28 protein-coding genes and 3 tRNA genes are annotated in these 25290 nt (G+C 51.9%); 9 read left to right on the top strand and 22 right to left on the bottom strand.

The genetic code is table 11. From position 1 onward, the window contains the following. Nucleotides 1-14: 14 nt before the first annotated feature. The 3 genes from araG to OGY07_RS05130 form a co-directional block, all read right to left on the bottom strand. Entirely contained in the window at nucleotides 15-1529 is a 1515-nt protein-coding gene (gene araG, locus OGY07_RS05140; protein WP_286599092.1) for an L-arabinose ABC transporter ATP-binding protein AraG, read from the bottom strand. 69 nt (nucleotides 1530-1598) lie between these two features. Beyond that, entirely contained in the window at nucleotides 1599-2588 is a 990-nt protein-coding gene (araF, locus tag OGY07_RS05135) for an arabinose ABC transporter substrate-binding protein AraF (RefSeq protein WP_181823014.1), read from the bottom strand. A gap of 317 nt (nucleotides 2589-2905) precedes the next feature. Beyond that, complete coding sequence (locus OGY07_RS05130) at nucleotides 2906-3463, bottom strand: DJ-1/PfpI family protein (RefSeq protein WP_042283958.1); 558 nt, start codon at nucleotides 3461-3463, stop codon at nucleotides 2906-2908. A gap of 515 nt (nucleotides 3464-3978) precedes the next feature. On the opposite strand from OGY07_RS05130, the gene OGY07_RS05125 reads away from it, so the two are divergent. Beyond that, on the top strand, nucleotides 3979-4482 hold the full coding sequence (locus tag OGY07_RS05125; RefSeq protein ID WP_042283961.1) for a non-heme ferritin-like protein: 504 nt from the start codon (nucleotides 3979-3981) through the stop codon (nucleotides 4480-4482). Nucleotides 4483-4607: 125 nt separating this feature from the next. Here OGY07_RS05125 and OGY07_RS05120 read toward each other — a convergent pair whose 3' ends face one another. Then, complete coding sequence (locus tag OGY07_RS05120) at nucleotides 4608-4859, bottom strand: DUF2766 family protein (RefSeq protein WP_286599086.1); 252 nt, start codon at nucleotides 4857-4859, stop codon at nucleotides 4608-4610. Between the two features lie 115 nt (nucleotides 4860-4974). Next, a complete protein-coding gene (azuC, locus tag OGY07_RS05115) occupies nucleotides 4975-5058 on the bottom strand; it encodes a stress response protein AzuC (RefSeq protein ID WP_014229869.1) in 84 nt (27 codons plus the stop codon). Nucleotides 5059-5269: 211 nt separating this feature from the next. On the opposite strand from azuC, the gene OGY07_RS05110 reads away from it, so the two are divergent. Beyond that, on the top strand, nucleotides 5270-6694 hold the full coding sequence (locus OGY07_RS05110; protein ID WP_286599084.1) for an MFS transporter: 1425 nt from the start codon (nucleotides 5270-5272) through the stop codon (nucleotides 6692-6694). Between the two features lie 40 nt (nucleotides 6695-6734). Here OGY07_RS05110 and OGY07_RS05105 read toward each other — a convergent pair whose 3' ends face one another. Next, nucleotides 6735-7373, bottom strand: coding sequence for an RpiB/LacA/LacB family sugar-phosphate isomerase (locus tag OGY07_RS05105; protein WP_042283968.1), 639 nt, complete (start codon nucleotides 7371-7373; stop codon nucleotides 6735-6737). A 259-nt stretch (nucleotides 7374-7632) separates the two neighbouring features. Between OGY07_RS05105 and yecR the strand changes: the two genes are divergently transcribed. Next, complete coding sequence (yecR, locus tag OGY07_RS05100; RefSeq protein ID WP_042283971.1) at nucleotides 7633-7968, top strand: YecR family lipoprotein; 336 nt, start codon at nucleotides 7633-7635, stop codon at nucleotides 7966-7968. A gap of 181 nt (nucleotides 7969-8149) precedes the next feature. After that, on the top strand, nucleotides 8150-8647 hold the full coding sequence (gene ftnA, locus OGY07_RS05095) for a non-heme ferritin (RefSeq protein WP_060571399.1): 498 nt from the start codon (nucleotides 8150-8152) through the stop codon (nucleotides 8645-8647). Nucleotides 8648-8679: 32 nt separating this feature from the next. Here ftnA and OGY07_RS05090 read toward each other — a convergent pair whose 3' ends face one another. After that, complete coding sequence (locus OGY07_RS05090) at nucleotides 8680-8919, bottom strand: YecH family metal-binding protein (protein ID WP_199956785.1); 240 nt, start codon at nucleotides 8917-8919, stop codon at nucleotides 8680-8682. Between the two features lie 193 nt (nucleotides 8920-9112). Between OGY07_RS05090 and tyrP the strand changes: the two genes are divergently transcribed. Further along, on the top strand, nucleotides 9113-10324 hold the full coding sequence (tyrP, locus tag OGY07_RS05085; RefSeq protein ID WP_286599079.1) for a tyrosine transporter TyrP: 1212 nt from the start codon (nucleotides 9113-9115) through the stop codon (nucleotides 10322-10324). Between the two features lie 57 nt (nucleotides 10325-10381). On the opposite strand, the gene OGY07_RS05080 is transcribed toward tyrP, so the two are convergent. Beyond that, nucleotides 10382-11047, bottom strand: coding sequence for a YecA/YgfB family protein (locus tag OGY07_RS05080; protein WP_286599529.1), 666 nt, complete (start codon nucleotides 11045-11047; stop codon nucleotides 10382-10384). 428 nt (nucleotides 11048-11475) lie between these two features. On the opposite strand from OGY07_RS05080, the gene OGY07_RS05075 reads away from it, so the two are divergent. After that, entirely contained in the window at nucleotides 11476-11820 is a 345-nt protein-coding gene (locus OGY07_RS05075) for an anti-adapter protein IraM (protein WP_286599077.1), read from the top strand. A 171-nt stretch (nucleotides 11821-11991) separates the two neighbouring features. Here the strand turns inward: OGY07_RS05075 and OGY07_RS05070 are convergent. From OGY07_RS05070 to uvrY, 6 genes are all read right to left on the bottom strand, one after another. Continuing rightward, nucleotides 11992-12078 (bottom strand) — tRNA-Leu (locus OGY07_RS05070). Nucleotides 12079-12089: 11 nt separating this feature from the next. Beyond that, a tRNA-Cys gene (locus OGY07_RS05065) sits at nucleotides 12090-12163 on the bottom strand. Between the two features lie 50 nt (nucleotides 12164-12213). Continuing rightward, nucleotides 12214-12289: transfer RNA gene (locus OGY07_RS05060), tRNA-Gly, on the bottom strand. 150 nt (nucleotides 12290-12439) lie between these two features. Beyond that, nucleotides 12440-12988 (bottom strand): CDP-diacylglycerol--glycerol-3-phosphate 3-phosphatidyltransferase, encoded by a 549-nt coding sequence (gene pgsA / locus OGY07_RS05055; protein ID WP_042283985.1) that lies wholly within the window; start codon nucleotides 12986-12988, stop codon nucleotides 12440-12442. A 56-nt stretch (nucleotides 12989-13044) separates the two neighbouring features. After that, nucleotides 13045-14877, bottom strand: a complete 1833-nt coding sequence (gene uvrC, locus OGY07_RS05050; RefSeq protein ID WP_042283987.1) for an excinuclease ABC subunit UvrC — start codon at nucleotides 14875-14877, stop codon at nucleotides 13045-13047. Continuing rightward, nucleotides 14874-15530, bottom strand: a complete 657-nt coding sequence (uvrY, locus tag OGY07_RS05045) for a UvrY/SirA/GacA family response regulator transcription factor (protein ID WP_042283990.1) — start codon at nucleotides 15528-15530, stop codon at nucleotides 14874-14876. Before uvrY ends, uvrC begins: the two co-directional genes overlap by 4 nt. Nucleotides 15531-15919: 389 nt before the next feature. Here uvrY and OGY07_RS23440 point away from each other — a divergent pair, with 389 nt between their 5' ends. Next, complete coding sequence (locus OGY07_RS23440; protein WP_420246181.1) at nucleotides 15920-15967, top strand: hypothetical protein; 48 nt, start codon at nucleotides 15920-15922, stop codon at nucleotides 15965-15967. A 19-nt stretch (nucleotides 15968-15986) separates the two neighbouring features. Next, nucleotides 15987-16211: a DUF2594 family protein gene (locus tag OGY07_RS05035; RefSeq protein ID WP_042283992.1), complete on the top strand. Its 225-nt coding sequence runs from the start codon at nucleotides 15987-15989 to the stop codon at nucleotides 16209-16211. A gap of 66 nt (nucleotides 16212-16277) precedes the next feature. Here the strand turns inward: OGY07_RS05035 and sdiA are convergent, their stop codons facing one another. The 8 genes from sdiA to OGY07_RS04995 form a co-directional block, all read right to left on the bottom strand. Next, nucleotides 16278-17000: a quorum-sensing transcriptional regulator SdiA gene (gene sdiA, locus OGY07_RS05030; protein WP_042283995.1), complete on the bottom strand. Its 723-nt coding sequence runs from the start codon at nucleotides 16998-17000 to the stop codon at nucleotides 16278-16280. Between the two features lie 234 nt (nucleotides 17001-17234). Next, nucleotides 17235-17987, bottom strand: a complete 753-nt coding sequence (gene tcyN, locus OGY07_RS05025) for an L-cystine ABC transporter ATP-binding protein TcyN (protein WP_060571408.1) — start codon at nucleotides 17985-17987, stop codon at nucleotides 17235-17237. After that, nucleotides 17984-18652, bottom strand: a complete 669-nt coding sequence (gene tcyL, locus OGY07_RS05020; RefSeq protein ID WP_042284001.1) for a cystine ABC transporter permease — start codon at nucleotides 18650-18652, stop codon at nucleotides 17984-17986. Before tcyL ends, tcyN begins: the two co-directional genes overlap by 4 nt. A gap of 14 nt (nucleotides 18653-18666) precedes the next feature. Continuing rightward, the gene (gene dcyD, locus OGY07_RS05015; protein ID WP_060571410.1) at nucleotides 18667-19653 is read right to left on the bottom strand and encodes a D-cysteine desulfhydrase; all 987 of its coding nucleotides are present in this window, start codon (nucleotides 19651-19653) and stop codon (nucleotides 18667-18669) included. 106 nt (nucleotides 19654-19759) lie between these two features. Further along, a complete protein-coding gene (gene tcyJ / locus OGY07_RS05010; protein ID WP_060571412.1) occupies nucleotides 19760-20560 on the bottom strand; it encodes a cystine ABC transporter substrate-binding protein in 801 nt (266 codons plus the stop codon). 87 nt (nucleotides 20561-20647) lie between these two features. Continuing rightward, nucleotides 20648-21199 carry a flagella biosynthesis regulatory protein FliZ gene (gene fliZ / locus OGY07_RS05005; RefSeq protein ID WP_060571414.1) on the bottom strand — a complete coding sequence of 184 codons (552 nt, stop codon included), beginning with the start codon at nucleotides 21197-21199 and terminating at the stop codon, nucleotides 20648-20650. Between the two features lie 59 nt (nucleotides 21200-21258). After that, a complete protein-coding gene (gene fliA, locus OGY07_RS05000; RefSeq protein WP_012906204.1) occupies nucleotides 21259-21978 on the bottom strand; it encodes an RNA polymerase sigma factor FliA in 720 nt (239 codons plus the stop codon). 162 nt (nucleotides 21979-22140) lie between these two features. After that, nucleotides 22141-23616, bottom strand: a complete 1476-nt coding sequence (locus OGY07_RS04995; protein ID WP_286599066.1) for a flagellin N-terminal helical domain-containing protein — start codon at nucleotides 23614-23616, stop codon at nucleotides 22141-22143. Between the two features lie 254 nt (nucleotides 23617-23870). Between OGY07_RS04995 and fliD the strand changes: the two genes are divergently transcribed. Beyond that, entirely contained in the window at nucleotides 23871-25277 is a 1407-nt protein-coding gene (gene fliD / locus OGY07_RS04990; RefSeq protein ID WP_181823007.1) for a flagellar filament capping protein FliD, read from the top strand. Nucleotides 25278-25290 lie beyond the last annotated feature (13 nt).

Genomic DNA, 25290 nt, shown 5'->3' with positions numbered 1-25290 from the left:
CTTTCTCTCCTTTCTCAGGCGACTGCCTGGCTGACTTTAGGCATAGCGAGGCTCAGCGCCTGGCGCTCATCCGCCTGTTCATGAAGCAGTTCCCCGGCAATTTCCCCTTCCCGCATGACGATGATGCGGTCTGCGACACCGAGCACTTCCGGCAGATCGCTGGAGGCGAAAAGCACCGCGACGCCGCGGGCGGCCAGGGCATAGATTACGTTGTAAATTTCGTGCTTCGCGCCAACATCAATGCCGCGCGTCGGTTCGTCGAGCAAAATGACCTTCATCTCTTCCGACAGCCAGCGCCCCAGAATCGCCTTCTGCTGGTTCCCGCCGGAAAGGTTCATGATCAGTTGCTCCGCGCCAGGCGTTTTGATGTTCAGGGAACGAATGTGGTGATCGGCGTTGGTTTCCTCCCAGCCGTTATTGATCAGGCAGCCGCCAAGCACATGCTTGCGGCGGGCGCTGATGTTGATATTGTCGCGAACGGAATGCACTGGAATGATTCCTTCGGCTTTGCGGTCCTCGGGGCACAGCATCATACCGGCGGCAATGGCGTTCGCGGGTTTGCGAATATCAATCTGTTGACCGTCGATATACACCTGCCCGTTACTGATCCGCGTGCCGCCAAACAGCCCTTTCATCAGTTCGCTGCGGCCTGCGCCGACCAGACCAAACAGTCCGACGATTTCTCCGCTGCGCACCGTCAGGCTGACTGGCATGCGCACGCCAGGCGCTTTTACCTCATGCAAACGCAGACGCTCCACACCATACTGCCGCGGTTGCCAACCATAGATATCGCCGAGATCGCGCCCCACCATCGCCTGAACCAGCATGTCATGGTTCACCTGCGTCATATCGGTGAAGGTGGTGACATAGCGTCCATCCTTAAACACAGTAATGGCGTCGCTAAGGGCAAAAATTTCTTCCATGCGGTGTGAAACATACAAAATGACGCGGCCTTCTTTGCGCAGTTCGCGGATCACCCGAAACAAATTCTCAATCTCCCTCGCTGAAAGCGAACTGGTCGGCTCATCAAAGGCGATAATTTTGGCGTTACGCGCCAGCGCTTTGGCAATCTCCACCATTTGCCACTGGCCGATGGACAAGTATTTCAGCGGGGTATCGGGATCAATATCCATTCCCAGATGTTTCAGTTGCAGCCCCGCTTCGTCGTTAAGCAGGCTGCGGTTTACGATTCCGCCCTTGTGCGGAAGCTGGCCGAGATAAATGTTCTCCGCCACGGTCATTTCCGGGACGAGATGCAATTCCTGGTAAATAATCGCGACACCGGCGTTCAGTGCGGCGGTGGTGTCAGAAAACGACATCTCCTGACCGCGAATCGCCAAAGAGCCCGTGGTAGGCGCATAGTTGCCGCTGAGAATTTTCAGGAGTGTGGATTTCCCGGCGCCATTTTCTCCCATCAACGCATGCACCTGACCGGCATGGCAGTCAAAACTGATGTCCGTGAGCGCCCTGACGCCGGGGAACGTTTTACCGATGCCGCGAAATGAGAGATACGGGGTAGACTGTTGCATAACGACTCCTCGTTCACAGCCAATGCCGGAGGGCCGCTGCGCCTTGCCCGGCATTCGCTGTCTGTCAGGTTATTTACCGCCCAGGCCTTTTTTCGCCAGTTCTTCTTTGAAGTTGTCGCGGGTGATCAGCACCACGTCTGTGACCTCAGTGAATTTTGGCGGTTCTGCATCTTTAGTCACCCAGTTGTAAAGCATTTCGCTGGACTTATAGCCGTGAACGTCCGGGCTTGGCAGTAGCGAACCGTAAAAGCCGGTGGCCTGCGCTTTCGACAGCTCGCTGACCGCATCAACCCCGTTAATGCCGATACCGATAACGTCCGGCGCCTTAAAGCCCTGGCCTTCTGTCGCCCGGACGCCGCCGAGCACCGTGTTATCGTTCATGCCGACGATCAACCAGTGTTTGACTTCCGGATGCTGCACCAGCATTGAGTTGGCGGCGTCAAACGCGCCCGGGATATCGTTTGATTTGGTGGGCACCTGATAAATTTGTTTTTCCGGGAAGCCGGCGACTTTCAGCGCTTCCATGGATCCGGAGGTACGACGGCGCGCCGTATCCAGCTCGTTGGCGGTAATCGCCATCACCGCGGTCTCTTTGACGTCCCAGCCGCGTTTCTGCATCTCTTTAAACAGTTCCTGGCCCTGACGCTCGCCGATTTTGGTCGCCGCCATCATCACCAGCGGGACGCTGTCCATGGGTTTACCTTTGGCATTAACGAACTGGTCATCGACGGCAATGACTTTCATGTCATACCCGCGCGCCTTGGCGACAATCGCCGAACCGAGTTTCGGGTCAGGCGTGCAAATGACGAACCCTTTCGCGCCGCTGGCCGCCAGACTGTCGATCGCATTCAGGGTTTTTTCCCCGTCCGGGACCGCTATTTTTATTACCTCAAAGCCCAGATCTTTCCCGGCCTTATCGGCAAATTTCCATTCTGTCTGAAACCAGGGCTCTTCGGGTTGTTTGACCAGAAAACCTAACTTCATGGTTTCAGCAATAGCGGATTGTGACATAACGGCAGCCAGACCGATGGCCGCCAGCGCTTTAGTGAATTTGTGCATGGTTAACTCCAGCTTTAGCGTCATTTTATGTAGGGTAAAATCGAACGATTCTTTGTAATTCAGACGTAAAACAAAGCATTACCATTTATTCGCCTGGTAAATGCCGGTTCTGGAATAGTTGTAGCGGGAAATTGATTCTCCATAGGAGAGCGGCATCACACCGCAGAATTACAGTAATTGCGTACATAAATTCAGCGGAAAATGACATAAGAATGGGGAGTATTGTCTGACAAATAAAAAACAAGATAGCCAATTAATCCATAACGCCAGCCAGCAAATCCTAGTCCCCAAATACGGCATATTTGGGGACACGAAAATTACCAGCGATAATAAATATGGTCGGCGTGGTCGCGTACCGGCGCGTCATCGCCGAGTAAACGGGCCGACAGCGCCAGCGCAAAGTCGAAGATGTGTCCCAGCCCTTTTCCGCTCAGCAGATTTCCGTCTTCCACTACCGGGGCGTCGACATACACGCCATCGGTGACTGTCTCGTAGAGATCGCCGGAACAGACGTAGCGACGTCCTTTCAGTAACCCATTGCCACCCAACACTCGTGCCGCCGCCGAACAAATCGGGCAGATCAGTTTACCCGCCGCGTCATGGCGAGCGATGAACGCCACAACCTGGGGACTGGCCGCCAGATTGACGCTACCCTGCGGTCCACCCGGCAGCACCACGGCGTCATAGAGTGTTTCCAGACTTTCTGCCAGGGTTTGATCCGCCACCATCGGAACATCGTGATAGCTTACCACCGCCCGCGACTCCGCGCAGGCCAGCGTGTCCACCTCAATGTGCAAACGGCGTAAAATATCAATGGTGACAATCGCTTCCGCTTCTTCAAAGCCAGGCGCCAACAGGACAGCAACTTTTTTCATTTCCACAACCTCATGCCAATGATGCCAAATGAACCGAAATAACGACGTTATCATTCGGTAAAATAAAATAGTTTTTAGTGAAACTGATCTGGCGCAAAAATGGCGAGCCGATAATTTCTGACTAAACAGTGTCATTCGTAAATTAATGCGCCAACGTAAAAAAGAATTATCAATAATCCGATCCTACCATGGCCGAGGGATCTCTTTTGTGATCTGAAACGTCATTTCAAAAATAAATTAAAGATTAAAACCATTGATAATCAACAGGATGCATTTTAATCACGCGGGGTAATATTTTTGGCATTCAGACATTGCTTTCAGCAACATGTAAAAAATTATAAACATACAACATTAAGGATTTTCTTAATTTGCATTCGGCGCTATGCTTATTTCGATCAGCGACTGAATTGATACTACGATCACTCATGGACCGGCAGAAGGGGTTTTATTCTGCTAACAGTTAAGTGTGCCGTTTATCCCGCACACCGTCTCTTTCAGTAAATAAGGATATTGTTATGGCTGCAGCAGGCATGGCTCACAAACTCAACACCCAAATGAACCTTGAGTTTTACGCCTCGAATTTTTATCTCCATTTGAGCGAATGGTGCTCAGAGCAAAGTTTGATGGGAACGGCAACATTTCTTCGCACCCAGGCGCAAAGTAACGTCACCCATATGATGCGGATGTTTAATTTTATGAAAAACGCCGGCGCGAACCCGATCGTGAAGGCGGTTGACGTGCCGGGCAGCGATTTGCATTCCCTGGAAGAATTGTTTCAAAAAACACTCGAAGAGTACCAACAGCGCGCCAGTACGCTGTCGCGTCTGGCCGATGAAGCGCAGGCGTTGAACGACGCACAGACGCTCACTTTCCTGCACGATCTGGAGAAAGAACAGCAGCAGGACGGATTGTTATTGCAGACCATCTTTGAGGAAGTGCGCAACGCGAAACGCGCAGGGCTATGTCCAGCCCAGACCGACCAGCATGTCCTTAACGTGGTGAATTATCAGCAGCATTAATATCCCCGCACTGGCCTGCCGTTCCCTTCCCCGCAGGCCATTACGCAAGTCCGCGTTCCCGGATGCCTCCCATAAACAGGAGGCATCGCAAAAAACATTTCTAAATTCTGAAACAACGGTTTATTTTAATGTGCTTCGCCCTGCGGCGTGAATTTGAGCTCAATGAGCGCGATTGCCTTTTGAATGGCGCGCAGGGTGATAGGGTCGGCTGCCGCCGGATGTGTGGTGAAATCGATATTCTTTAGCTGGCTGGACATTTTTTCACGTACTTCAACGGGCGCGATCACATCAAGTATATCAAGGATTTGTTTGATCACCAGTTGGCAGGCGACAACATCAGATACCAGTTCCTGATCGGCATTCATCGGTTGGGACATTGCTTGGCTCCTGAAAAAAGAAAGGCCGCCATAGTACCGATTACGTCGCAGAAACGATAGTCATACGGGTACCCGGCTCGCGGGCATAAAAAAACCTGCCGAAGCAGGTTTTTTATCAGAACATCGCGCCAGGCGGTACGTCTTTGAATGTTTTGCAATAATTTTCAAACATGCTTTTGAGGATTTTACGCAGTTTCATGGCATGACTCCAAAGGTATTGTTATGCAGGTGTTATTGCCTATGCGCGTATAATATGACACTCATCACAAAAATCAACCATTATGTGATATGCATCACATAATTAAATTAACATTTTCTTCCCAAATTTGCCCTTATTGCTGACTTTTCAAAGGCCTGTATCACGTTCAGTTCCAGTAAAAATTTAAAATTTTTTTGAAGGCAAGGACCACATGCGAGACGATTGGGTCACAGAAAGCAAACGGGGCATCTCTCCTGCCGCTTTGCTTGTTGCTGGCGCGTTTTTTATGGAGTTTATTGACGGCACGGTGATCGCGACTGCCCTGCCGGATATGGCCAGTACTTTCGGTGTTCAGGCCGTGGATCTGAATATCGGTATCAGCGCGTATCTGATCACCCTGGCGGTATTGATACCCGCCAGCGGCTGGATAGCCGACCGCTTTGGCGCGCGCAAAGTGTTTACCCTTGCCCTGGCCATTTTTACGCTGGCTTCAGTGCTTTGCGGTCTTGCCACCACGCTGGAAGGCTTTCTGGCGATGCGTATTTTTCAGGGCGTCGGCGGCGCGCTGATGGTGCCCGTCGGACGTCTGGCCGTACTGCGCACCACGCCGAAGCATCAGCTCATTACCGCCATCGCCACCTTAACCTGGCCCGCCCTGGTGGCGCCCATCATCGGCCCGCCGCTGGGTGGATTTATAACCAGCTATGCCAGTTGGCGATGGATTTTCTTTATTAACGTACCGGCAGGGCTGCTGGCAATGACGCTGGCGCTGCGTTTTATCCCCGACATAAAAGAGGAGGTTCGCCGTCCGTTCGATGTGTCGGGTTTTATGGCTACCGCCATTGCGATGGTCAGTCTGGTTTACGCGATGGAACTGATGGGCGCGCAGCAATTTGCGCCGGGCTTGCCCCTCACGCTGCTGCTACTGGGCGGGATCACCCTGGCGTATTCACTGCGTCATTTTCAGCAAGCCGCACATCCGATGATTCGTCTGGACGCTATGCAGGTGCCGACGTTTCGCGTCACGATGTACGGTGGCTCTTTGTTTCGCGCCTCGATTAGCGCCGTTCCGTTTTTGCTGCCGCTGATGTTTCAGGTTGGTTTTGGCATGAATGCTTTTCAGGCGGGCTCGCTGGTACTGGCGGTTTTTGTCGGCAATTTAACGATCAAACCCGCCACCACTCCGCTGATCCGCTGGCTTGGCTTTAAAAAGCTGTTGTTGATTAATGGCGCGCTCAATGTGCTGGCGCTGCTCGCCTGTGCGTGCCTGACGCCCGACACGCCCGTCTGGTTACTATTACTGGTGCTTTACCTTGGCGGCGTATTCCGTTCTGTACAGTTCACCGGCATCAGCACCCTCGCCTTTGCGGACGTTCCTGCTGAACAGATGAGTTATGCCAATACGCTATTCAGTACCGCCACTCAGTTGGCCGTTGGGTTGGGCATTTCGCTGGGCGCAATTGGGATCCGGATCGGCGCAAGCGTCAGCGAATGGCTGGAAATAAGCGCGACGCCCGGCATCAGCTTTCGCCTGGCGTTTGTAACGATTGCGGCGATCTGTCTGGTGGGGATGGTGGATACATTGAGGCTGGCGAACGATGCGGGAAGTGCGGTGTCGGCAAAGAAATCAGGGTAGTTACCGGACGGCGCAGGGCCATCCGGTTTCGTCGCGGTGATTAGCCCAGGATTTCGCGAACAAAGGCTTCGATCTCTTTGTTCTGGCAGTTCTCAAAGAAACACTGCTGGAAGCGCGGGCCAGACACGGCGGTTTTGACCAGTTCCGGGTCGATCGCCCGCAATGTGTCGAGGTAGTTGTCTTTCACAACTGCCGCTTTCACCTGGTTCAGAATACCTGCGTTACGTACCTGCGGCTCTTTACGCTCCGGCGGGTATCCTTCCCCGTTACGACCGGTAAAGGCTTTCTCGAAAATGAAGCGTACGTTCAGTTCTGCGCCCCAGCCAAATCCTTTAGCAAACGGCAGAGACAGCGCATTACCGTTGTTGATTTGCGCAAACAGGAAGGCGTCAGCCGGATCGATGCAGTAACCGCACACCACGCCCGGATGGATGTTCAGCGACATCAGCGCGCCCTGGCCGGTACCACAGCCAGTCACGACAAAGTCAACTGCTTTGGCATTCAGCAGAATGCTGGCCATGATACCCAGATGGATGTAGGTCAGATGATGATCGTTTTCATCGCTCATACCAACGTTGAATACCGGAAAGCCTTTTTCATCCGCAACCGCTTTAAGCTCATTATGAATGATGGCGTTTTTGCTGGCCTGGCTGTTTTCCATCATGAGTGCAATTTTCATTCTGTCTTCTCCTGAAATGCGTGCGGGTTGTCCCGCCATGAGTCAATGACGTTTCAGGAACAGTACTACTTCCCAAACGCACTTTCAAATTTTGTGAAAAACGATTTTAAAAAACAGAGTGAGCTTCACATTTTTGCAGAACGAAAGGCGCAACTCTGGCCGTACAAATTAGTGATAGCGGATCTGTAAGCTATTCCGGCCATTGAAATTTGCGGGCATAGAGTAGGATAGCCTATCCCCGATCTATCAGAGTGAAACCATGAAGACGCTTTTACTTGCCCTTTCATTGACGGCACTGACAGGATGTACGATAAGCAGGCACGCTGAGGTGAGCGAGGTCAGCGCGACCACGGGTGTGGTACGTCTGAGCTACGGTGAAGCCATGTTACAAAATGCGGTAACCGATGAGTATATCGCCCACGGCACCGCGACGAAAGCATGTCAACAGACAGGCTATGCCAATGCCGTACGCTTCGGGCAGCCGGTTAAAACCTGTCGTGTATTTGCGGGTTCGCTCTGTATCAACAGTCAGGTTATCCTTTCATACCAGTGCCAGGGTGTCGCCTTGTCACAAACGCTTTCCCCTACTTATTAAAATAACGGCCAGGGTATCGCTGGCCTTTATCCCTATTATATCGGGCATATAGCGTAAATGCGTTTTATTCCCATTCGTATTTTTAATAATTAAATTTATTATTTTACCTTTTGCAAATATTTAAATAACAAATTATAGTGACGCCACATCAAAATAATTCTCACCTTTGTGGAGCCTAACCATGCTGAAAACAGAAATGATCGATAAACTCAATGAGCAAATGAATCTGGAGTTATATTCTTCGCTGCTCTATCAGCAGATGAGCGCCTGGTGTAGTTACCACAGTTTTGAAGGCGCCGCCGCGTTTCTACGTCGCCATGCGCAGGAAGAGATGACCCATATGCAGCGCCTGTTCGACTATCTGACCGATACCGGCAGCCTGCCGCGCATTAATACCGTCTCCTCGCCTTTTGCGGAGTACGCATCGCTGGACGAATTATTCCGCGCCACGTATGAGCACGAACAATTAATTACGCAGAAAATAAATGAACTGGCTCATGCCGCAATGACCAGCCAGGATTATCCGACCTTTAATTTCCTGCAATGGTACGTCGCTGAACAGCATGAAGAAGAAAAACTGTTTAAATCCGTTATTGATAAATTAACCCTGGCGGGCAAAAGCGGCGAAGGGTTATATTTTATTGATAAAGAACTTTCGACTCTTGATAGCGCAAATTAATGTCTGACGGTGAGGTTATCCTCACCGTTTTGTTAATGACGGCAGATCTTACTTTCATGAGTGGAAAAACCGTCATCCTGGGCAACAAATTTTCCTTTCGCCGCCAGAAACGCCACCAGTTCCCCTGCGGTCATATCCGACGCGGAACAGGTATGAAAACGCGCCTGCTCGCCGAAGCGATTTTTTATCGCCGCTTCCAGACTTGCCGTTGAATACGGTTCGCCCGACGCTATCATCATATTCAACACTTCGTGCCCATGAATGGATGTCATATGTCCTCCTGAATCAAAACGGATAGCCTAAGCGGAACGCGCGTTCTTCGCCTTGCGCTAGCGCAGGTTCAATGCGGGAATGGATGTATAATTATGTTTACACAGATTGTAACGGTGATTTGACGAAGATAATGTTTTGCCTTACCCTGCGCCGCAGATCTTACCGTTGTTTATCTGCAGGACAGTGTAAAGCGTGAAAAATAGAACTCTGGGAAGTGTTTTTATCGTGGCTGGCACCACGATTGGCGCCGGGATGCTGGCCATGCCGCTGGCGGCCGCTGGCGTCGGATTTGGCGTGACTTTTGCGCTGCTGATGAGTCTGTGGGCCTTAATGTGTTATACCGCGCTGTTGCTGCTGGAAGTTTATCAACACGTTCCGGCGGATACCGGCCTCGGATCGCTGGCGAAGCGTTATCTTGGCCGATACGGTCAGTGGGCGACTGGCTTCAGTATGATGTTTTTGATGTATGCCCTCACCGCAGCGTACATTAGCGGCGCTGGCGAACTGCTGGCAGCGAGTATCAGCGACTGGAGCGGAAAACAAATGTCGCCCACCGCGGGTGTCCTGCTGTTCACCTTTGTTGCCGGTGGCGTGGTATGTGTCGGCACCTCGCTGGTCGATCTGTTTAACCGTTTTCTGTTCAGCGCCAAAATCATTTTCCTGGTCGTCATGCTGGCGCTGCTGATGCCCCATATTCACAAAGTTAACCTGTTAACCCTGCCGCTGGAACAGGGCCTTGCCCTTTCCGCCATTCCGGTGATCTTTACCTCCTTCGGGTTTCACGGCAGCGTTCCCAGCATTGTCAGCTATATGAACGGCAATACTCGTAAATTGCGGTGGGTATTTATTATCGGCAGCGCGATTCCGTTGGTGGCGTACATTTTCTGGCAACTGGCCACGCTTGGCAGCATCGACTCGACAACGTTTATGGGGCTGCTGGCGGATCATGCGGGTTTAAACGGCCTGCTGCAGGCCCTGCGGGAAGTGGTGGCCTCGGCGCACGTTGAGCTGGCTGTGCATCTGTTTGCTGATCTGGCGCTGGCGACCTCGTTCCTCGGGGTGGCCCTCGGGTTGTTTGATTATCTGGCGGATCTGTTCCAGCGCCGCAATACGGCGTCAGGCCGACTGCAAACCGGGGCGATTACCTTTCTGCCTCCGCTGGCATTCGCCCTCTTCTATCCGCGTGGTTTTGTGATGGCGCTGGGTTATGCCGGCGTCGCACTGGCGGTGCTGGCGCTGATCGTGCCCTCGCTGCTCGCATGGCAGAGCAGAAAACAAAATCCGCAAGCTGACTACCGCGTGTCGGGCGGGCGTCCTGCGCTGGCCCTGGTGTTTCTCTGCGGTATTGCCGTCATCGGGGTGCAGTTCTGTATTGCCGCCGGGCTGTTGCCTGAGGTGGGATAGGTCGGTCAGAGCGAAGACAAACGGCCTGACGGGCGAAACGTCGCCAGGCCGTAAATTTTAATGCAGGCAGCACTGCTTATATTTTTTGCCGCTGCCGCACGGACACGGATCGTTACGTCCTGGTTTCACCTCTGCTTTCACCGGCACCTGCACCGGCGTTTCCTGCGGATGCGCCATCCAGTAAGCATGAAGATCCAGCGCCGCAAGGCGAATGGCATCGACACTCTTTTCAAACGCTTCCGGGCTAAGTTTCTCGACTTTGCTGAAATTCTCTTCCGTACCGTGAAGCGCAATGGCATCCAGAGCCGGTTTCAGCGTGTCAGGCAACGCTGACCAGTCAGACAGCGCCACGCCCCGCATATAACCGAAGCACCATTCTTCTACGATGGTGAGCTCATGGCCATCGACTTCCCGCAGGCCAAACAGCGGCTCGAACTGCTCTGGAAACGCATTGAGTCGGTCAGCGGTATCCGCCATGTGCTGGAAAGCGAGATTCATAAAACGCGTCATCTCTTTTTCTGAAGACCAGCGCGGCACATATTGCGCACCGCCCCACACGGCAACCAGCCACTCATCTGGCTCAATTTCGCGCGGCGAACTGAGAACAGCGGTGATCAGCCCATCCAGCTCTGCGACGTCCAGTATGGCATGATCGGTGTTGTATTGGGTCAATACATCGTCCAGCCACTCCAGTTCGCTTTCGTTTAACGGTCCCGTTTTCATCATGCTTGTCCTCGTTGAATGCTTAACTGTGGTTATCTTACAGGTTGAAAGGAGCGGCGGATACACCCTGCGCGCGCAAGAAAAGAAAACGCTTCTGACACAATTTACTGGCGTAATCTGTCACGTTCCGCGCGGGAGTGAAGAATAATCCGTAAGCATTGCAGTCAGGCAGTATGCATTAGCATTTTTTAATAATTGAAATGTATAACAATTGCTCACGATCAATAATAGCAATGCATCTATAAGACTAAAATGTAATATAATGTAAATAAAAACATCATACAAACTTAATAATTTATTAAAAAACAACACCTTCAGTAGGTCAATTAAAAAGTTGATCATTTTCAATAAGTTATGCGTCACTTGCATTTTCTACTAGGCTAAATCTGGCCTTAAAAAATGTATTTAATATTGACGTGAAGGTGAGTATGGAATGGACTGTCATTGACACCGTTGTCAGCCCGACAACGGGTATGTGTTTCTCATGCATTTGTAGTCTGAAAAATTTAAAATTAACGATCTGGTATCAGGCAGATATATTTTTATCCAGCGGCAGCATTATTGAGCCGTTTCAGGACGGTGTATTAATAGACCACAAACCCTATCCCATTACCGTCTATAATGTGACACGCTACAATAAAGAATTATGGAATGCGATGAAAACAAATAGCTTATGCCCAGGCAATGATGGAAATCATCCTAAATATTGTCATTTAGCTCATCTGTGCGTGATTGCTATCTGTCCATACGGTTTACTGAAACGAAAAGGATAATGTTGCCGTAATCTTGTGTTCCGTCATAATCAGGCGGAATACACTATGAGACGTTATTTCTACGCAGGAGGAAATGTTCAGCACGTGTCAGCCATGCCGTAGAAATAAAAAAACCGCCTGAAGGGCGGTTTCACGACACTGCTTATTGCTTTGATTATTCTTCTGTTCCCATGGTACCCGGAGCGGGACTTGAACCCGCACAGCGCGAACGCCGAGGGATTTTAAATCCCTTGTGTCTACCGATTCCACCATCCGGGCTCGGGAAAAAGTGGAGGCGCGTTCCGGAGTCGAACCGGACTAGACGGATTTGCAATCCGCTACATAACCGCTTTGCTAACGCGCCTTAATTCTTTGTCTTTCGACCCGCACCCGCTATCGCCGGTGCCGTTAATCTGGAGCGGGAAACGAGACTCGAACTCGCGACCCCGACCTTGGCAAGGTCGTGCTCTACCAACTGAGCTATTCCCGCATAATCAAGTACGTTGTTAATCACTTGATTTTGCTATCGTCTGGCAAACCGTGCTGCCGTTCGATGCGTTGCATTCTACTTACCTGACGCAATGAGTCAACGATATTTTTCGCCACTTCCGCTCGTTTGCTGAAATTTGCGGCGAAACGATCACTGATCAAGCAAATCCCCGCGCGCAGCGTTCAGATACTGAAACATTGACCACAACGTCAGGACTGCCGCGACGAAAAACAGCGCAATGCCCGCATACTCGACCCAAATATTGGGTCGCCACAGCAGCCACGCCAGGGCCGCCATTTGCGAGGTGGTTTTAACTTTACCAATCCATGAAACCGCCACGCTACTGCGTTTACCCAGTTCCGCCATCCATTCACGCAGCGCAGAAATAATAATTTCGCGCGCGATCATGATTGCCGCAGGCAGCGTCACCCACCAGCTGTGATAGTGTTCGGTCACCAGCACCATCGCGATGGCAACCAGCACTTTATCCGCCACCGGGTCGAGAAAAGCGCCAAACCGGGTGCTCTGGTTCCAGCGGCGCGCCAGGAAGCCGTCAAACCAGTCGGTGACGGCAGCCACCACAAAGATCAGCGCCGCCACGAAGGGCGACCAGCTAAACGGCAGATAAAACACCACGACAAAGAATGGAATGAGGATGACACGGAACAGCGTTAGCAACGTTGGGATATTAAATTGCATAGTGACGGGTAACTATCTGTTGTCAGAGAAATTACCCCTATGTTGCTACAGAGACCTCAATGTTTCAACGACCAGAAGATCTTTTCTGCCAGACCTTGCGAAATACCCGGCACTTTTGCAATTTCTTCTACGCTGGCATTACGTAATCCTTGCAAACCGCCCATATATTTCAACAAAACCTGGCGACGTTTTGGCCCCACGCCTTCAATCGTCTCCAGCGTGCTGGTATTTTTCACCTTCGCCCGTTTTTTACGGTGTCCGCCGATGGCATGATCGTGCGATTCGTCGCGAATATGCTGGATCACATGCAGCGCTGGCGAGTCCGGCGGCAGGCTAAAGCCCTCGCCTTCCGGCTCAAAGAAAAGGGTTTCCAGTCCGGCTTTACGGTCAGCGCCTTTCGCCACGCCCAGCAGCAGCGGGTGATTTTTATCCCAGGTCACGTCCAGCCCGGCAAAAACCGCTTTCGCCTGGCCCAGTTGTCCTTTGCCGCCATCGATCAGGATCACGTCCGGAATCTTACTCTCTTCGATAGCCTTCCCGTAGCGGCGGCGTAACACCTGATTCATCGCCGCATAATCATCACCCGGCGTGATACCGGTAATGTTGTAACGGCGATACTCCGCGCGCAGCGGCCCGTTGGCATCGAACACCACGCAGGAGGCCACCGTCTGCTCGCCCATCGTATGACTGATGTCGAAACACTCCATGCGCTTGATGGCTGGAAGGTTCAGCACCGTCGCCAGCGCGGTCAGACGCTGGTTAATGGTCGACTGCTGAGACAACCGGGTGGTCAACGCGGTCGCGGCATTTGTGCGCGCCAGCTTGAGGTAGCGCGCGCGATCGCCTCGGGGGCGCGTCTGTACATGAATACGACGCCCCGCCAGTTCAGATAGCGAGTCGGCCAACAGCGTTTTATCGCTAAGGTTAAAATCAAGCAGGATCTCGCCCGGCAAGGTACGCATCTGACTACCCTGTAAATAGAACTGGCCGACGAAGGTTTCCACGACTTCGCCCAGTTCCGTACCGCCAGGGACTTTCGGGAAATAACTGCGGCTACCCAGCACTTTTCCTTGCCGGATGAAAAGCACATGCACACAAGCCATACCGGCGTCGAACGCCACGCCGATGACGTCAAGATCGTCCCCGGTATTCGAGACGAACTGTTTTTCCGTCACGCGGCGCACGGCCTGAATCTGATCGCGAATGCGCGCGGCTTCTTCAAAGGCAAGATTCTCGCTGGCTTTTTCCATCCGTGCGATCAATTGCGTCAGCACCTGATCGTCTTTGCCGGATAAAAACAGGCGCACGTACTCCACCTGTTGCGCATATTCTTCTTCACTCACCAGCCCTTCGACGCAGGGGCCGAGGCAGCGACCAATCTGATACTGCAGACAGGGACGGGAGCGGTTGCGGTATACGCTGTTTTCACACTGACGAATCGGAAAGATTTTCTGCAGCAGCGCCAGCGTTTCACGTACCGCATAGCCATTCGGGAAAGGTCCAAAATACTCGCCTTTGGCGTGTTTGGCGCCACGGTGCATCGCCAGTCGGGGATGCGTGTCGCCGCTGAGGAAAATAAAGGGATAGGATTTGTCGTCGCGCAGCAGTACGTTGTAACGCGGCTGATAAAGCTTGATGTAGTTGTGCTCAAGCAGCAGCGCTTCCGTTTCGGTGTGGGTCACCGTCACGTCTATTTGCTGGATAAGCGCCACCAGCGCTTCCGTTTTACGCGACGCCAGATTGCTGCGGAAATAGCTGGAAAGCCGTTTTTTCAGGTCTTTCGCTTTTCCCACATAAATTACCGTACCACCAGCATCATACATCCGGTACACGCCGGGCTGGCTGGTGACGGTTTTTAAAAATGCTTTTGAATCAAACTGAACACTCACTGGCTTGTTAACGTCTCCGCATTACACAGGCCATGGCGAATTGCCAGGTGAGTCAGCTCGACATCACCATGAATGTTTAATTTACTGAACATACGATAGCGATAGCTGTTCACCGTTTTAGGACTGAGATTCAGTTGCTCTGAAATCTCATTAACCTTCTGACCTTTGGTGATCATCAGCATAATCTGCAATTCCCGTTCAGACAAACTGGCAAAGGGCGTTTCCGTTTTTTCCGGCTCAATCTGACTCAACGCCATCTGCTGGGCAATGTCTGAAGCAATGTAGCGTTGACCGGTGTACACCGAACGAATTGCATTAACCACTTCCTGCGGCGCCGCGCCTTTGCTGAGATAGCCAGCGGCTCCCGCCTGCATCACTTTCGCAGGTAACGGGTTTTCCGTATGGACGGTTAACATGATGACTTTTATATCAGCCGTTGAACGCGCAATTTTACGCGTGGCTTCCAGACCGCCAATACCGGGCATGTTCATGTCCATCAACACGACGTCGACGGTGTTTGTGCGGCACCATTTGACGGCATCCTCACCGCAGTTCGCCTCACCGACGACTTTTATACCCTTAATATCTTCAAGAATGCGTCGTATCCCTGCGCGCACCAGTTCGTGGTCATCAACAAGAAGAACGTTGATCAAAGGAATTTCTCCAGAATAGGGATAACGCTACTGATAATAAAACATCCCTATATTAGCGGGTTTTATCTCAACTTTGAAACGTAAAAAACGCTCCGCGACCGATTTTGCTCTCGTTTTTGGAAATTAGTGTGTACGTGGAGTGGAAACTCCATGTACTAACAATCTGTTACAAGTCTTATTTCGGAAAGTCGTTTCAGAATGGCGACAGAAAACGATACGGCGCAAAAAGATGCTAATTACACAGCAAGTTTGTAACAATAATTAACGAGTTAAATACGCCTAATAAACAATAATGCGCGTAAATATACGCGGCTAAGGTTGTGGTTTAAATTAACCCCAACCGCTTTTTTTTGATCAAAAAACAACCGCTGCTATTTTTAGCCTGGCTTATGGTATACTCCGCGGCCTCAACATTTACCATCGCACATTTTTACTGAGACATAACGAGGAAAATAAATGAGTACGCCTGATTTTTCCACTGCCGAAAATAATCAAGAACTGGCTACCGAAGTCACCTGCCTGAAGGCGCTGTTAACGCTGATGCTCCAGGCGATGGGCCAGGCCGATGCGGGCCGTGTGATTCTTAAGATGGAAAAACAGATCGCGCTGGTCGAAGACGAAACCCAGGCCGCCGTATTTTCCAGTACGGTTAAGCAGATTAAACAAGCTTACCGCCAGTAAAACAAAACCGGCTGAGAGCACAGCTTTCAGCCGGTTTATCGTCTGACACGCAGAACGCTCAACGTTTCAGATGAGCCCCGTCGCGGCGGCATAGCAGGCAATCTGCGTTTTATTGGGAGCGTTGAATTTCTTCTGCATATTCTTCTGGTGAAAGTTGACGGTATTCTCCGATATCGACAGGATCATCGCGATTTCAGCCGACGTTTTGCCTTCTGCGGTCCATTTCAGGATCTCTTTTTCCCGCTTGCTAAAGCGCATTTCCGGCGCCATCACCATGTCATCCTCCAGACGAGTCAGCGCCGTCAGGCTTTCCCGCACCAGCAGTTGTAGCTTAAGTTCTACTTCATCGGTGTCGAAAGGCGTGTGGCGCAGGCTTGCACGAGAAACCGAGAGGAAACCCAGCGCCCGGTTGGGCAGCATTAAGCACTGTGTGACGCCTTTGCGCAGACCATGCGCGCGCGCCGCGTCCCACATCGTCTGGGCATGACTGAATAAGGCGTCATTCCACGGCAGATGCCCTTGAATGAAGTTCTCCGCCTTGAGCACCGGATCGATGGCGAAATAGTTCTCGGACTGATAGTGCGAAACCCACGCCGCCGGGTAAGTGGTATGAAGGGTAATTTTGGGCCGGGTAAACGGAACGGGATGTCTGACACACAGCGCGTAATAATCAAATTCCAGGCGTTGCGTCTGAAGCTGTAATTCGTTGTAAACGTCTTCTGCGCGGGTCATTTCCTGGAAGCGTAACAGCATCGTCCGCCGCCAGGTAAAGAAATCGGTATCCTGCATACTCAGTCGCTGGGCTCTTGTGATTGATAATCATTATTAATGTATGAAATAAGCTAACACATAATGACATGTTTCATTAATGAAATATCGGTCAGAACGCAAATTACTTGAACCGTAAAGTGTTATTCAGAACAGGGCGAAAGAAATAAGGATCCCGTCATGCAATAACCATAAATAATTATGCAAAATGGCACGCGCCGACCGGCGTGAATCATTGCGTGCCTGGCGGGAGAATTATTGCAGGAGAAACTTCTCAAGGAACTGACGCGTTCTCGGCTGCTGCGGTTCGCTGAATAACGATTTCGCCGGCCCTTGCTCTACTATTCGCCCTTGATCCATAAATATCGCCCGGTCCGCCACGTCGCGGGCAAAACTCATTTCATGGGTAACGATGACCATTGTGCGTTTTTCCTGCGCCAGCTGGCGAATGGTGTTAAGCACCTCACCCACCAGTTCAGGATCGAGCGCCGAGGTCGGCTCATCAAACAGGATCACCTCCGGGCGCATCGCCAGCGCCCGGGCAATGGCCACACGCTGCTGCTGACCGCCGGAGAGACGTCGCGGATAGCTGGTCTCTTTGCCAGCGAGGCCCACCTTCGCCAGCAGTTCCCGCGCCAGCGCCGTTGCGGCGTCTTTAGGTTCGCCTTTCACAATAACCGGCCCTTCAATAATGTTTTCCAGCACCGTCCGGTGAGGAAACAAATTGAAATTCTGAAACACGAAGCCGACATGCTGTCGTAGCTGGCGAATCAGCGATTTTTGCTGATTCAACGAGCGTGCGGTATCAATGGTGATCTCGCCCACTTTGATTGTCCCGGCCTCCGGCTGTTCAAGCAGGTTTATACTGCGCAACAGCGTGGTTTTACCCGACCCGCTGGGGCCGATGATGGCGACCACTTCGCCGGGTTTAACCTCCAGATCGATACCGTGCAGGACGGTCTGACCATGAAACTTTTTGACCAGGTTTTTCACTTCGATCGCGCTCATTTCGGCTCTCTCTCCTGGCGGTTGAGTTGATTTTCAAAGTAGTTCTGTAACGTTGACAGCACGGTCGCCATCACCCAGTAGATAAGCGAGGCCGCCAGATACATGGTGAACACTTCCAGCGTGCGCGAGGTGATCAGTTGCGCCTGACGGAACAGCTCCGGCACCTGAATGGTCGCCGCCAGCGAGGTGTCTTTCACCAGACTGATAAAGCTGTTGCTGAGCGGCGGCAGCGCCACCCGCGAAGCTTGCGGCAAAATCGCCCGGCGCATCGTTTGCCACGGCGTCATGCCAATACTGGCCGCCGCTTCCCACTGCCCTTTGTCAATGGACGAGATCGCCGCCCGCAGGGTTTCCGCGGCATAGGCTGCGGTGTTAAGCGACAGACCGATCATCGCCGCCGGGATCGGATCCAGTTCAATACCGAACTGCGGCAGGCCGTAGTAGATCATAAACAGTTGGGCGATAAGCGGCGTACCGCGAAAAATGGAGATATAAAACCGCGCCAGCCAGCGAAGCGGCAGCAGCGGCGACAGGCGCATCAGCGCAAGGATAAATCCCAGCAGCAGGCCGAAAAACATCCCGCCGATGCTTAACTGCAGCGTGAACACCGCGCCTTTAAGCAGATACGGCAGGGAATCAATAACCAGTTGGATACTTTCTTGCATGAGCTTATCCGATATTACACGTGGGGATGGTAGGCAAAGAGCGCAGGCGCACCGCCGGTATGAATAAAGAGAACGGGACCTTCGTCTTTAAAACGCTTCTGGCTGATGCCGTCGATTAGCCCGGCCATCGCTTTCCCGGTATACACCGGATCGAGAAGAATGCCTTCCAGGCGCGCCAGCAGTTTTACCGCTTCCATCCCCTCTTCATTCGGCATGCCATAACCGGGCGCAAAATAGTCATCCCACAGCGCAATGTCTGCCGACGCGGTCAGTTCCAGGGTTTTGGCAAGGGTCTGCTGCAGCGCCGCCACCTTTGGTTTTTGTTCGGCGACGCTACGCGATACCGTGACGCCAATCAGCTCCACTTCTGGCATCAGTTGTTCAAGGCCCACCGCCAGACCGGCATGAGTGCCAGCGCTGCCGGAAGCCACCACCACCGAAGAGAGCCGTACCGCCCCTTCACATTGCTGGGCGATCTCCAGCGCGCTTTCAACGTAACCTAACGCGCCGAGGGCGTTTGAACCGCCCACCGGGATAACGTAAGGCCGGAAGCCCTGCGCTTCGAGCCGGGTGGCGAATTCCTGTAGCTGGGCGTCCGGATCGGTTAACGCGTCGCACATTTCGATTTGCACGTTGAACAGATCCAGCAGTAGCCGGTTGCCGTTGCTCAGATAGTTTTCCGCCGTGGTGCCGATCGGGTTCTCCAGCAGCGCGACGCAATGCAGACCGAGCTTCGCCGCCACCGCCGCCGTCTGACGCACATGGTTGGACTGAATGGCGCCAGCGGTAATCAGCGTATCCGCCCCTTCGCGCAGCGCGTCAGCGGCAAGAAACTCCAGTTTACGCAGCTTATTGCCGCCCATCGCCATTGGCGTGACGTCGTCCCGCTTTATAAAAATGTCGCGTCCAAGATGATCAGATAAACGTGGGAGGTATTCGAGCGGCGTGGGCGCGCCGATAAATTCCAGGCGTGGGAAGCGCGTCAGGTTGTGCAGTGGCATAAAGCCTCCGTTTTTTGTTGTTGTGATGTTCTTTTTATTATGCACGTTCAGGCGGATGAAATAAAAAAGGCGCTGATTAAAGCGCCTTTTTTTGCTGTTTAGCTGATTATTTCGTCACGTCAGCGCCAAACCACTTCTCAGAAAGCGCCTTCAGCGTACCGTCTTTTTGCATCTCAGCGATAGCAGCGTCTACCGCTTTCAGCAGATCTTCGTTGCCTTTACGTACCGCAACGCCCGCTTCCTGACGGGAGAACGCTTCGCCAGTCACCGCCAGCGAGTCTTTGGTTTTCTTCACCAGATCCAGCGCGGCCAGACGGTCGACGAGGATCGCATCAATACGCCCTACGCGCAGATCCTGGTATTTGGTCGGATCGTCATCGTAGGTGCGGATGTCCACGCCCTGTACGTTCTGACGCAGCCACTCTTCGTAGTTGGTGCCCAGGCCGACGCCGACTTTCTTATCTTTCAGATCGGCCGCGGTCTTGATCGCCCCTTCATTGCCCTTTTTCACCAGCGCCTGAATACCGGACACCGTATACGGGGTAGAGAAATCGTATTTCTTCTTACGCTCGTCAGAGATGGTCACCTGATTGATCACCACGTCAATGCGTTTTGAATCCAGCGAGGCCAGCATCCCGTCCCATTTGGTCGGTTTCAGTGAAGCTTTCACTCCAAGATGTTTCGCCAGCTCTTCGGCAAATTCCACTTCAAAGCCGGTTAATTTACCGTCGTCACCCTGATAGCTGAACGGCGGATAAGTGCCTTCCAGCCCCACCAGCAGGGTTCCGCGATCTTTGACCTTCTTAAGCAGTCCTTCATCCGCAAACGTTTTTGCGCTCATCCCAGCGACCAGTGCAACAGCCATCACGCCCATCAGCGCCTGACGACCCAGAAGTGCTAATTTCATATTTACCCCGAATGTTATTATGAATGACCGTAGTGTAGAGCGATTACGCGTCACGCCATAATCCACTCTGCTACATCTTATTCATTTTTAATATATATCAGAAGTCGCTCTGAAGGAGGATTTCTGCATCTGCCCGGGGTGGACCTGCGCTTTGTACTGTTCATACTTACGCAGCGCAATGCGGTAGTTGTTGGTACTGGTTTCCGGCAGCCACGGCGCCAGATTTTCATCAAGAAAACCATCCTGCAGCAGATCATGAGAAATCTTCTGCTCGCTAAGGTGATTGCCGAGGCGGCGCAAGCGTACAACGTATTCGCGCACAGTGCCGTGGCTCATCTCAGTTTGTTCAAATAAAAACTGCTTAAAACCGATGATGTCAAAGAAGTCGCTCTGCGCTTTGCAGTGCAGATCGCCGCAGAAGCGGCACAGCGCGACCCACTCTTTCCGCTCTTGCTCCCAGGCAGCCTCGTCCATCAGCGTGTCCAGTCGGGATATGGCGATTTTATTGACGATTTGCCCTTTACGCACCAGCGTGATGCGGTCGAGTAATTTGTGGCAATGGGCGCAATGCGTCTGGCTGTGTTTAAAGTCTTTGAGGTAGCGGCTTAATGGCCGTCTTTTAGATTGCTGCACCGTCATGAGAACTCCTGGTAGTCAGTAGGTTGTGCGGCATTTTGCAGAGGCAGTATGGTCGCCTCCTATAACTTACCCAGCTTAGTGCGTAACCGTTTGATAGCCTGACTGTGCAACTGGCTCACCCGCGACTCCCCGACTTCCAGAACCGCGCCAATCTCTTTGAGATTCAGCTCTTCCTGGTAATAGAGTGTCAGCACCAGTTGTTCACGCTCCGGAAGGGCTTCAATGGCATCCATCACGCGCTGGCGCAAATTGCTCTCGAGGAGCTGCTGTAACGGGTTTTCCTGCTGATGCTCTTCAGTCACCAGCTCGATACTGTCGCCATGTTCTTCCCGCCATTCGTCGTACGAGAAAAGCTGGCTATTATTGGTATCAAGCAACATCTGACGGTATTCTTCGACAGGGATCCCCAGACGCTCCGCCACTTCCGTTTCCGTCGCGTTACGTCCTAATTCCTGCTCCAGTTGCCCCATCGCCTGCGCCACTTCGCGGGCGTTACGCCGGACGCTACGCGGCACCCAGTCACGGCTGCGTAGTTCATCCAGCATTGCGCCACGAATACGCTGCACTGCGTAAGTGGTAAATGCCGTTCCTTGCAGAGCGTCATATCGGTCAACTGCATTCAATAACCCGATGCCGCCCGCCTGTAGCAGATCGTCCAGTTCCACGCTCGCGGGCAAACGCACCTGCAGGCGCAACGCTTCGTGACGCACCAGCGGTACATAACGCTGCCACAGCGAGTGTTTATCCATTACACCTTCAGCGGTATACAGTGAATTCACGATAAACAGCCCTGCGTTAAATGAGTTATCGGCATGATTATCCGTTTCTGCAGGGGTTTTAATTGGATGAATAATGGGTGAAATGAGGGGTTATTTAGGGGTTACCGGTACAGCCAGAGAGAAAAAACCCCGCCGTAGCGGGGTTTGAGAAGGACGCGTAAATTAACGCAGCAGAGACAGAACGTTCTGCGGAACCTGGTTCGCCTGCGCCAGAACAGAGGTGCCCGCCTGCTGCAGGATCTGCGCACGAGACATGTTGGACACTTCGGTCGCGTAGTCAGCGTCTTCGATACGGCTGCGCGCGGAAGAGAGGTTGTTCACGGTGTTACCCAGGTTAGTGATCGCAGAATCGAAACGGTTCTGTACAGCACCCAGATCGGAGCGCAGAGCGTCAACTTTCGCCAGCGCTTTATCGATGGTTTCTAACGGATTATCGGTAGATTGCAGTGTTTTAGCGGCGTCTTCGTTTACCAGGATCGGGCTACCGCCTTCTGACTTGCTCAGGTACATGCTCTTACCGTCAACACCGGTAACAGTTTTACCGTCGGCGCTTACGTCATAATTGGCACCGTTTACAACCAAAGAGCTGCCGGTTTTTTTAGCGTTGTTTAGATCCAGATCGGACTCTTTAGCCGCTTTGTTCTCTACTTTTGTTGTAGTAAACAGGCCTGCGCTATTTTTGTAGACGTCAGAGTCAGTAGCGATTGAGGCATCTGTGCCAGTAGCGGCTGTACTTCCCGAAATGGTGAATTCAACATCCACACCATCAATATTCGCCGTCAGTGTACCATTACCTTCTGCACTGATTGCTGTACCACTTTTATTAGTAAATTCAATACCTTTATAGACAACCGTATCATTATCTGCTAAGCCTTTTGCAAGCGCAGCCAGAGCAGTGGCATCAGCGCTCTTACCATCAACCTTGGTATCGCTTTTGGTAGTCAGCGAACCATCGGCAGCACTAACATAAACATCGTCACCCGCATCATTTTTCACCGCGCCGCTATCAACATTGACGGTATAATTATCCGTTCCGTTAATCTGATAGTTATCAGTGCCTGTGGCTTTAAATTTAGAGATCAGATCGCTACCAGTTGCTTTCTGAGCACCATCAATATTAAAACCTTCTAAACCAAGGCTTTTCGCATCAATTTTAGCAAGGTTAATGGTGATGGTCTCACCATCGTTAGCACCAACCTGAATTTTCATCTCGTTATTTTCAGCCAGCACTTTCACGCCGTTGAACTGAGTCTGATCGGAAACACGGTCGATTTCTTCCAGGCGCTGGGTAATTTCAGCCTGAATGGAAGACAGGTCGCTGTCGGAGTTTGTGCCGTTGGTTGCCTGCACGGCCAGTTCACGCACGCGCTGCAGGTTGTTGTTGATTTCGTTCAGCGCGCCTTCGGTGGTCTGCGCAACGGAAATACCGTCGTTGGCGTTACGGGACGCCTGGGTCAGACCTTTGATGTTCGCGGTGAAGCGGTTAGCGATCGCCTGACCCGCTGCGTCGTCTTTCGCGCTGTTGATACGCAGACCAGAGGACAGACGTTCAATCGCGGAGCTCAGGGAAGACTGAGATTTGTTCAGGTTATTCTGGGTCAACAGCGACAGGCTGTTTGTATTAATGACTTGTGCCATGATCTTTTCCTTATCAATTACAACTTGATGTTATTGGGCTGTTGCCCACGGTTTCTCACCGTAACCCTTGTATCGGCACCTGAATTTCGAACTTTAGAAAATTTTTAGTGAATCGGGATTTTTTCTTAGCCACTGAAATACCCTCTTTATACGCCATTATTCCGCGCATTATTTTTCGAAAACTATTATTAAACTTTGCCTCAGGATTGCCGATAACGCGTGTAACTACTGTTTGCAATCAAAAGGAATAAGGCATGGCTTCGTTTACATCCCTGGGCGTAGGCTCAAACTTACCGCTGGACACATTGCTGACGAACCTGACCACTGCTGAGAAAAAGCGCTTAAACCCGATCACTCAACAGCAGAGTGCCAATACCGCGCGTCTGACCGCTTATGGCACGCTGAAAAGTGCGCTGGAAAAATTCCAGACAGCCAATACCACGCTGAACAGCGCCGATCTTTTCAAAAGCACAACGATTACCAGCAGCACGGAAGATTTAACAGCTTCAACCACGGCCGGCGCTGCCGCAGGCACTTATACCGTCACCGTGAAACAACTGGCGCAGGCGCAGTCCTTAAGTACCACCGTTGATATCAGTTCAACAAAAGATGCGCTGGGTGATACTTCTGCCGAAAGCCGTACCATTAAAATTGAGCAGGCCGGACGCAAAGAGCCGCTGGAAATTAAGCTTTCGAAAGATCAAACCTCGCTGGAAGGGATTCGTGACGCCATTAATGATGCGGACAGCGGTATTTCTGCCAGCATCGTTAAAGTGAAAGAAGGCGATTATCAGTTGGTGCTCACCGCTGACTCCGGAACCGAAAATAAAATGACCATTTCGGTTGAAGGAGACAGCAAGCTAAACGATTTATTAGCGTATGACAGCACCGCCGGCAGCGGAAAAATGAAGCAGTTGGTAAGCGCTCAGAATGCACAGCTCACCGTCAACGGTATTGATATTGAGCGTCCGAGCAACACGATCACCGATGCGCCGCAGGGCGTCACGCTGACATTGACGAAAGAAGTAACCGATGCGCGTTTGACGGTGACCAAAGACAACAGCAAAGCAACAGAGGCGATCAAAGGTTGGGTAGACGCCTACAACTCGCTGCTGGATACCTTCTCTACGCTGACCAAATATACGGAAGTCGATCCGGGCGCGGAAGAGCAGGATAAAAACAACGGAGCCCTGTTGGGTGACAGTGTGGTCCGCACCATCCAGACGGGTATTCGCGCTCAGTTCGCCAATGCAGGCAGCACGGGAGCGTTTAAGACCCTGAATGAGATTGGCATTACCTCAGATGGCGCGACCGGTAAACTCAAGATTGATGAAACCAAGCTCAAGAAAGCGCTGGATGAAAACACGGCAGGTACCCGCGAACTGCTGGTCGGCGACGGCAAAGAAACAGGCATTACAACGAAAATTGCCGCTCAGGTAAAAGATTATCTTGCCGATGATGGCATTATCGATAGCGCACAGGACAACATTAACGCCACGCTGAAAAAGCTGACGAAACAATATTTAGCCGTGAGCAACAGCATCGACGATACCATCGCCCGCTACCAGGCACAGTTTACGCAACTGGACACCATGATGAGCAAGCTCAATAGCACCAGCAGCTACCTGAGCCAGCAATTTACTGCGATGAGCAGCTCCTGATAACACGAGGTAA

Origin of the sequence: Citrobacter sp. Cs237, from assembly GCF_030332325.1 — a bacterium.
Taxonomy (GTDB): Bacteria; Pseudomonadota; Gammaproteobacteria; order Enterobacterales; family Enterobacteriaceae; genus Citrobacter_A; species Citrobacter_A sedlakii.
Note: the sequence above shows the minus strand (reverse complement) of the source record. Positions and strands in the feature narration are given on the sequence as shown.

Bases quoted from the DNA above. Each gene is read 5' to 3' on its own strand.
- azuC (WP_014229869.1), bottom strand. From the start codon at position 5,058: ATGAAACTGCGTAAAATCCTCAAAAGCATGTTTGAAAATTATTGCAAA.
- dcyD (WP_060571410.1), bottom strand. From the start codon at position 19,653: ATGCCACTGCACAACCTGACGCGCTTCCCACGCCTGGAATTTATCGGC.
- OGY07_RS05090 (WP_199956785.1), bottom strand. From the start codon at position 8,919: ATGACATCCATTCATGGGCACGAAGTGTTGAATATGATGATAGCGTCG.
- OGY07_RS05035 (WP_042283992.1), top strand. From the start codon at position 15,987: ATGAGTACGCCTGATTTTTCCACTGCCGAAAATAATCAAGAACTGGCT.
- araF (WP_181823014.1), bottom strand. From the start codon at position 2,588: ATGCACAAATTCACTAAAGCGCTGGCGGCCATCGGTCTGGCTGCCGTT.
- OGY07_RS05130 (WP_042283958.1), bottom strand. From the start codon at position 3,463: ATGAAAAAAGTTGCTGTCCTGTTGGCGCCTGGCTTTGAAGAAGCGGAA.
- yecR (WP_042283971.1), top strand. From the start codon at position 7,633: ATGAAGACGCTTTTACTTGCCCTTTCATTGACGGCACTGACAGGATGT.
- tcyL (WP_042284001.1), bottom strand. From the start codon at position 18,652: ATGCAAGAAAGTATCCAACTGGTTATTGATTCCCTGCCGTATCTGCTT.
- OGY07_RS05105 (WP_042283968.1), bottom strand. From the start codon at position 7,373: ATGAAAATTGCACTCATGATGGAAAACAGCCAGGCCAGCAAAAACGCC.
- fliZ (WP_060571414.1), bottom strand. From the start codon at position 21,199: ATGACGGTGCAGCAATCTAAAAGACGGCCATTAAGCCGCTACCTCAAA.
- pgsA (WP_042283985.1), bottom strand. From the start codon at position 12,988: ATGCAATTTAATATCCCAACGTTGCTAACGCTGTTCCGTGTCATCCTC.
- OGY07_RS05080 (WP_286599529.1), bottom strand. From the start codon at position 11,047: ATGAAAACGGGACCGTTAAACGAAAGCGAACTGGAGTGGCTGGACGAT.
- OGY07_RS05075 (WP_286599077.1), top strand. From the start codon at position 11,476: ATGGAATGGACTGTCATTGACACCGTTGTCAGCCCGACAACGGGTATG.
- fliD (WP_181823007.1), top strand. From the start codon at position 23,871: ATGGCTTCGTTTACATCCCTGGGCGTAGGCTCAAACTTACCGCTGGAC.
- OGY07_RS05110 (WP_286599084.1), top strand. From the start codon at position 5,270: ATGCGAGACGATTGGGTCACAGAAAGCAAACGGGGCATCTCTCCTGCC.
- araG (WP_286599092.1), bottom strand. From the start codon at position 1,529: ATGCAACAGTCTACCCCGTATCTCTCATTTCGCGGCATCGGTAAAACG.
- OGY07_RS04995 (WP_286599066.1), bottom strand. From the start codon at position 23,616: ATGGCACAAGTCATTAATACAAACAGCCTGTCGCTGTTGACCCAGAAT.
- tcyJ (WP_060571412.1), bottom strand. From the start codon at position 20,560: ATGAAATTAGCACTTCTGGGTCGTCAGGCGCTGATGGGCGTGATGGCT.
- OGY07_RS05125 (WP_042283961.1), top strand. From the start codon at position 3,979: ATGGCTGCAGCAGGCATGGCTCACAAACTCAACACCCAAATGAACCTT.
- OGY07_RS05120 (WP_286599086.1), bottom strand. From the start codon at position 4,859: ATGTCCCAACCGATGAATGCCGATCAGGAACTGGTATCTGATGTTGTC.
- ftnA (WP_060571399.1), top strand. From the start codon at position 8,150: ATGCTGAAAACAGAAATGATCGATAAACTCAATGAGCAAATGAATCTG.
- tcyN (WP_060571408.1), bottom strand. From the start codon at position 17,987: ATGAGCGCGATCGAAGTGAAAAACCTGGTCAAAAAGTTTCATGGTCAG.
- sdiA (WP_042283995.1), bottom strand. From the start codon at position 17,000: ATGCAGGATACCGATTTCTTTACCTGGCGGCGGACGATGCTGTTACGC.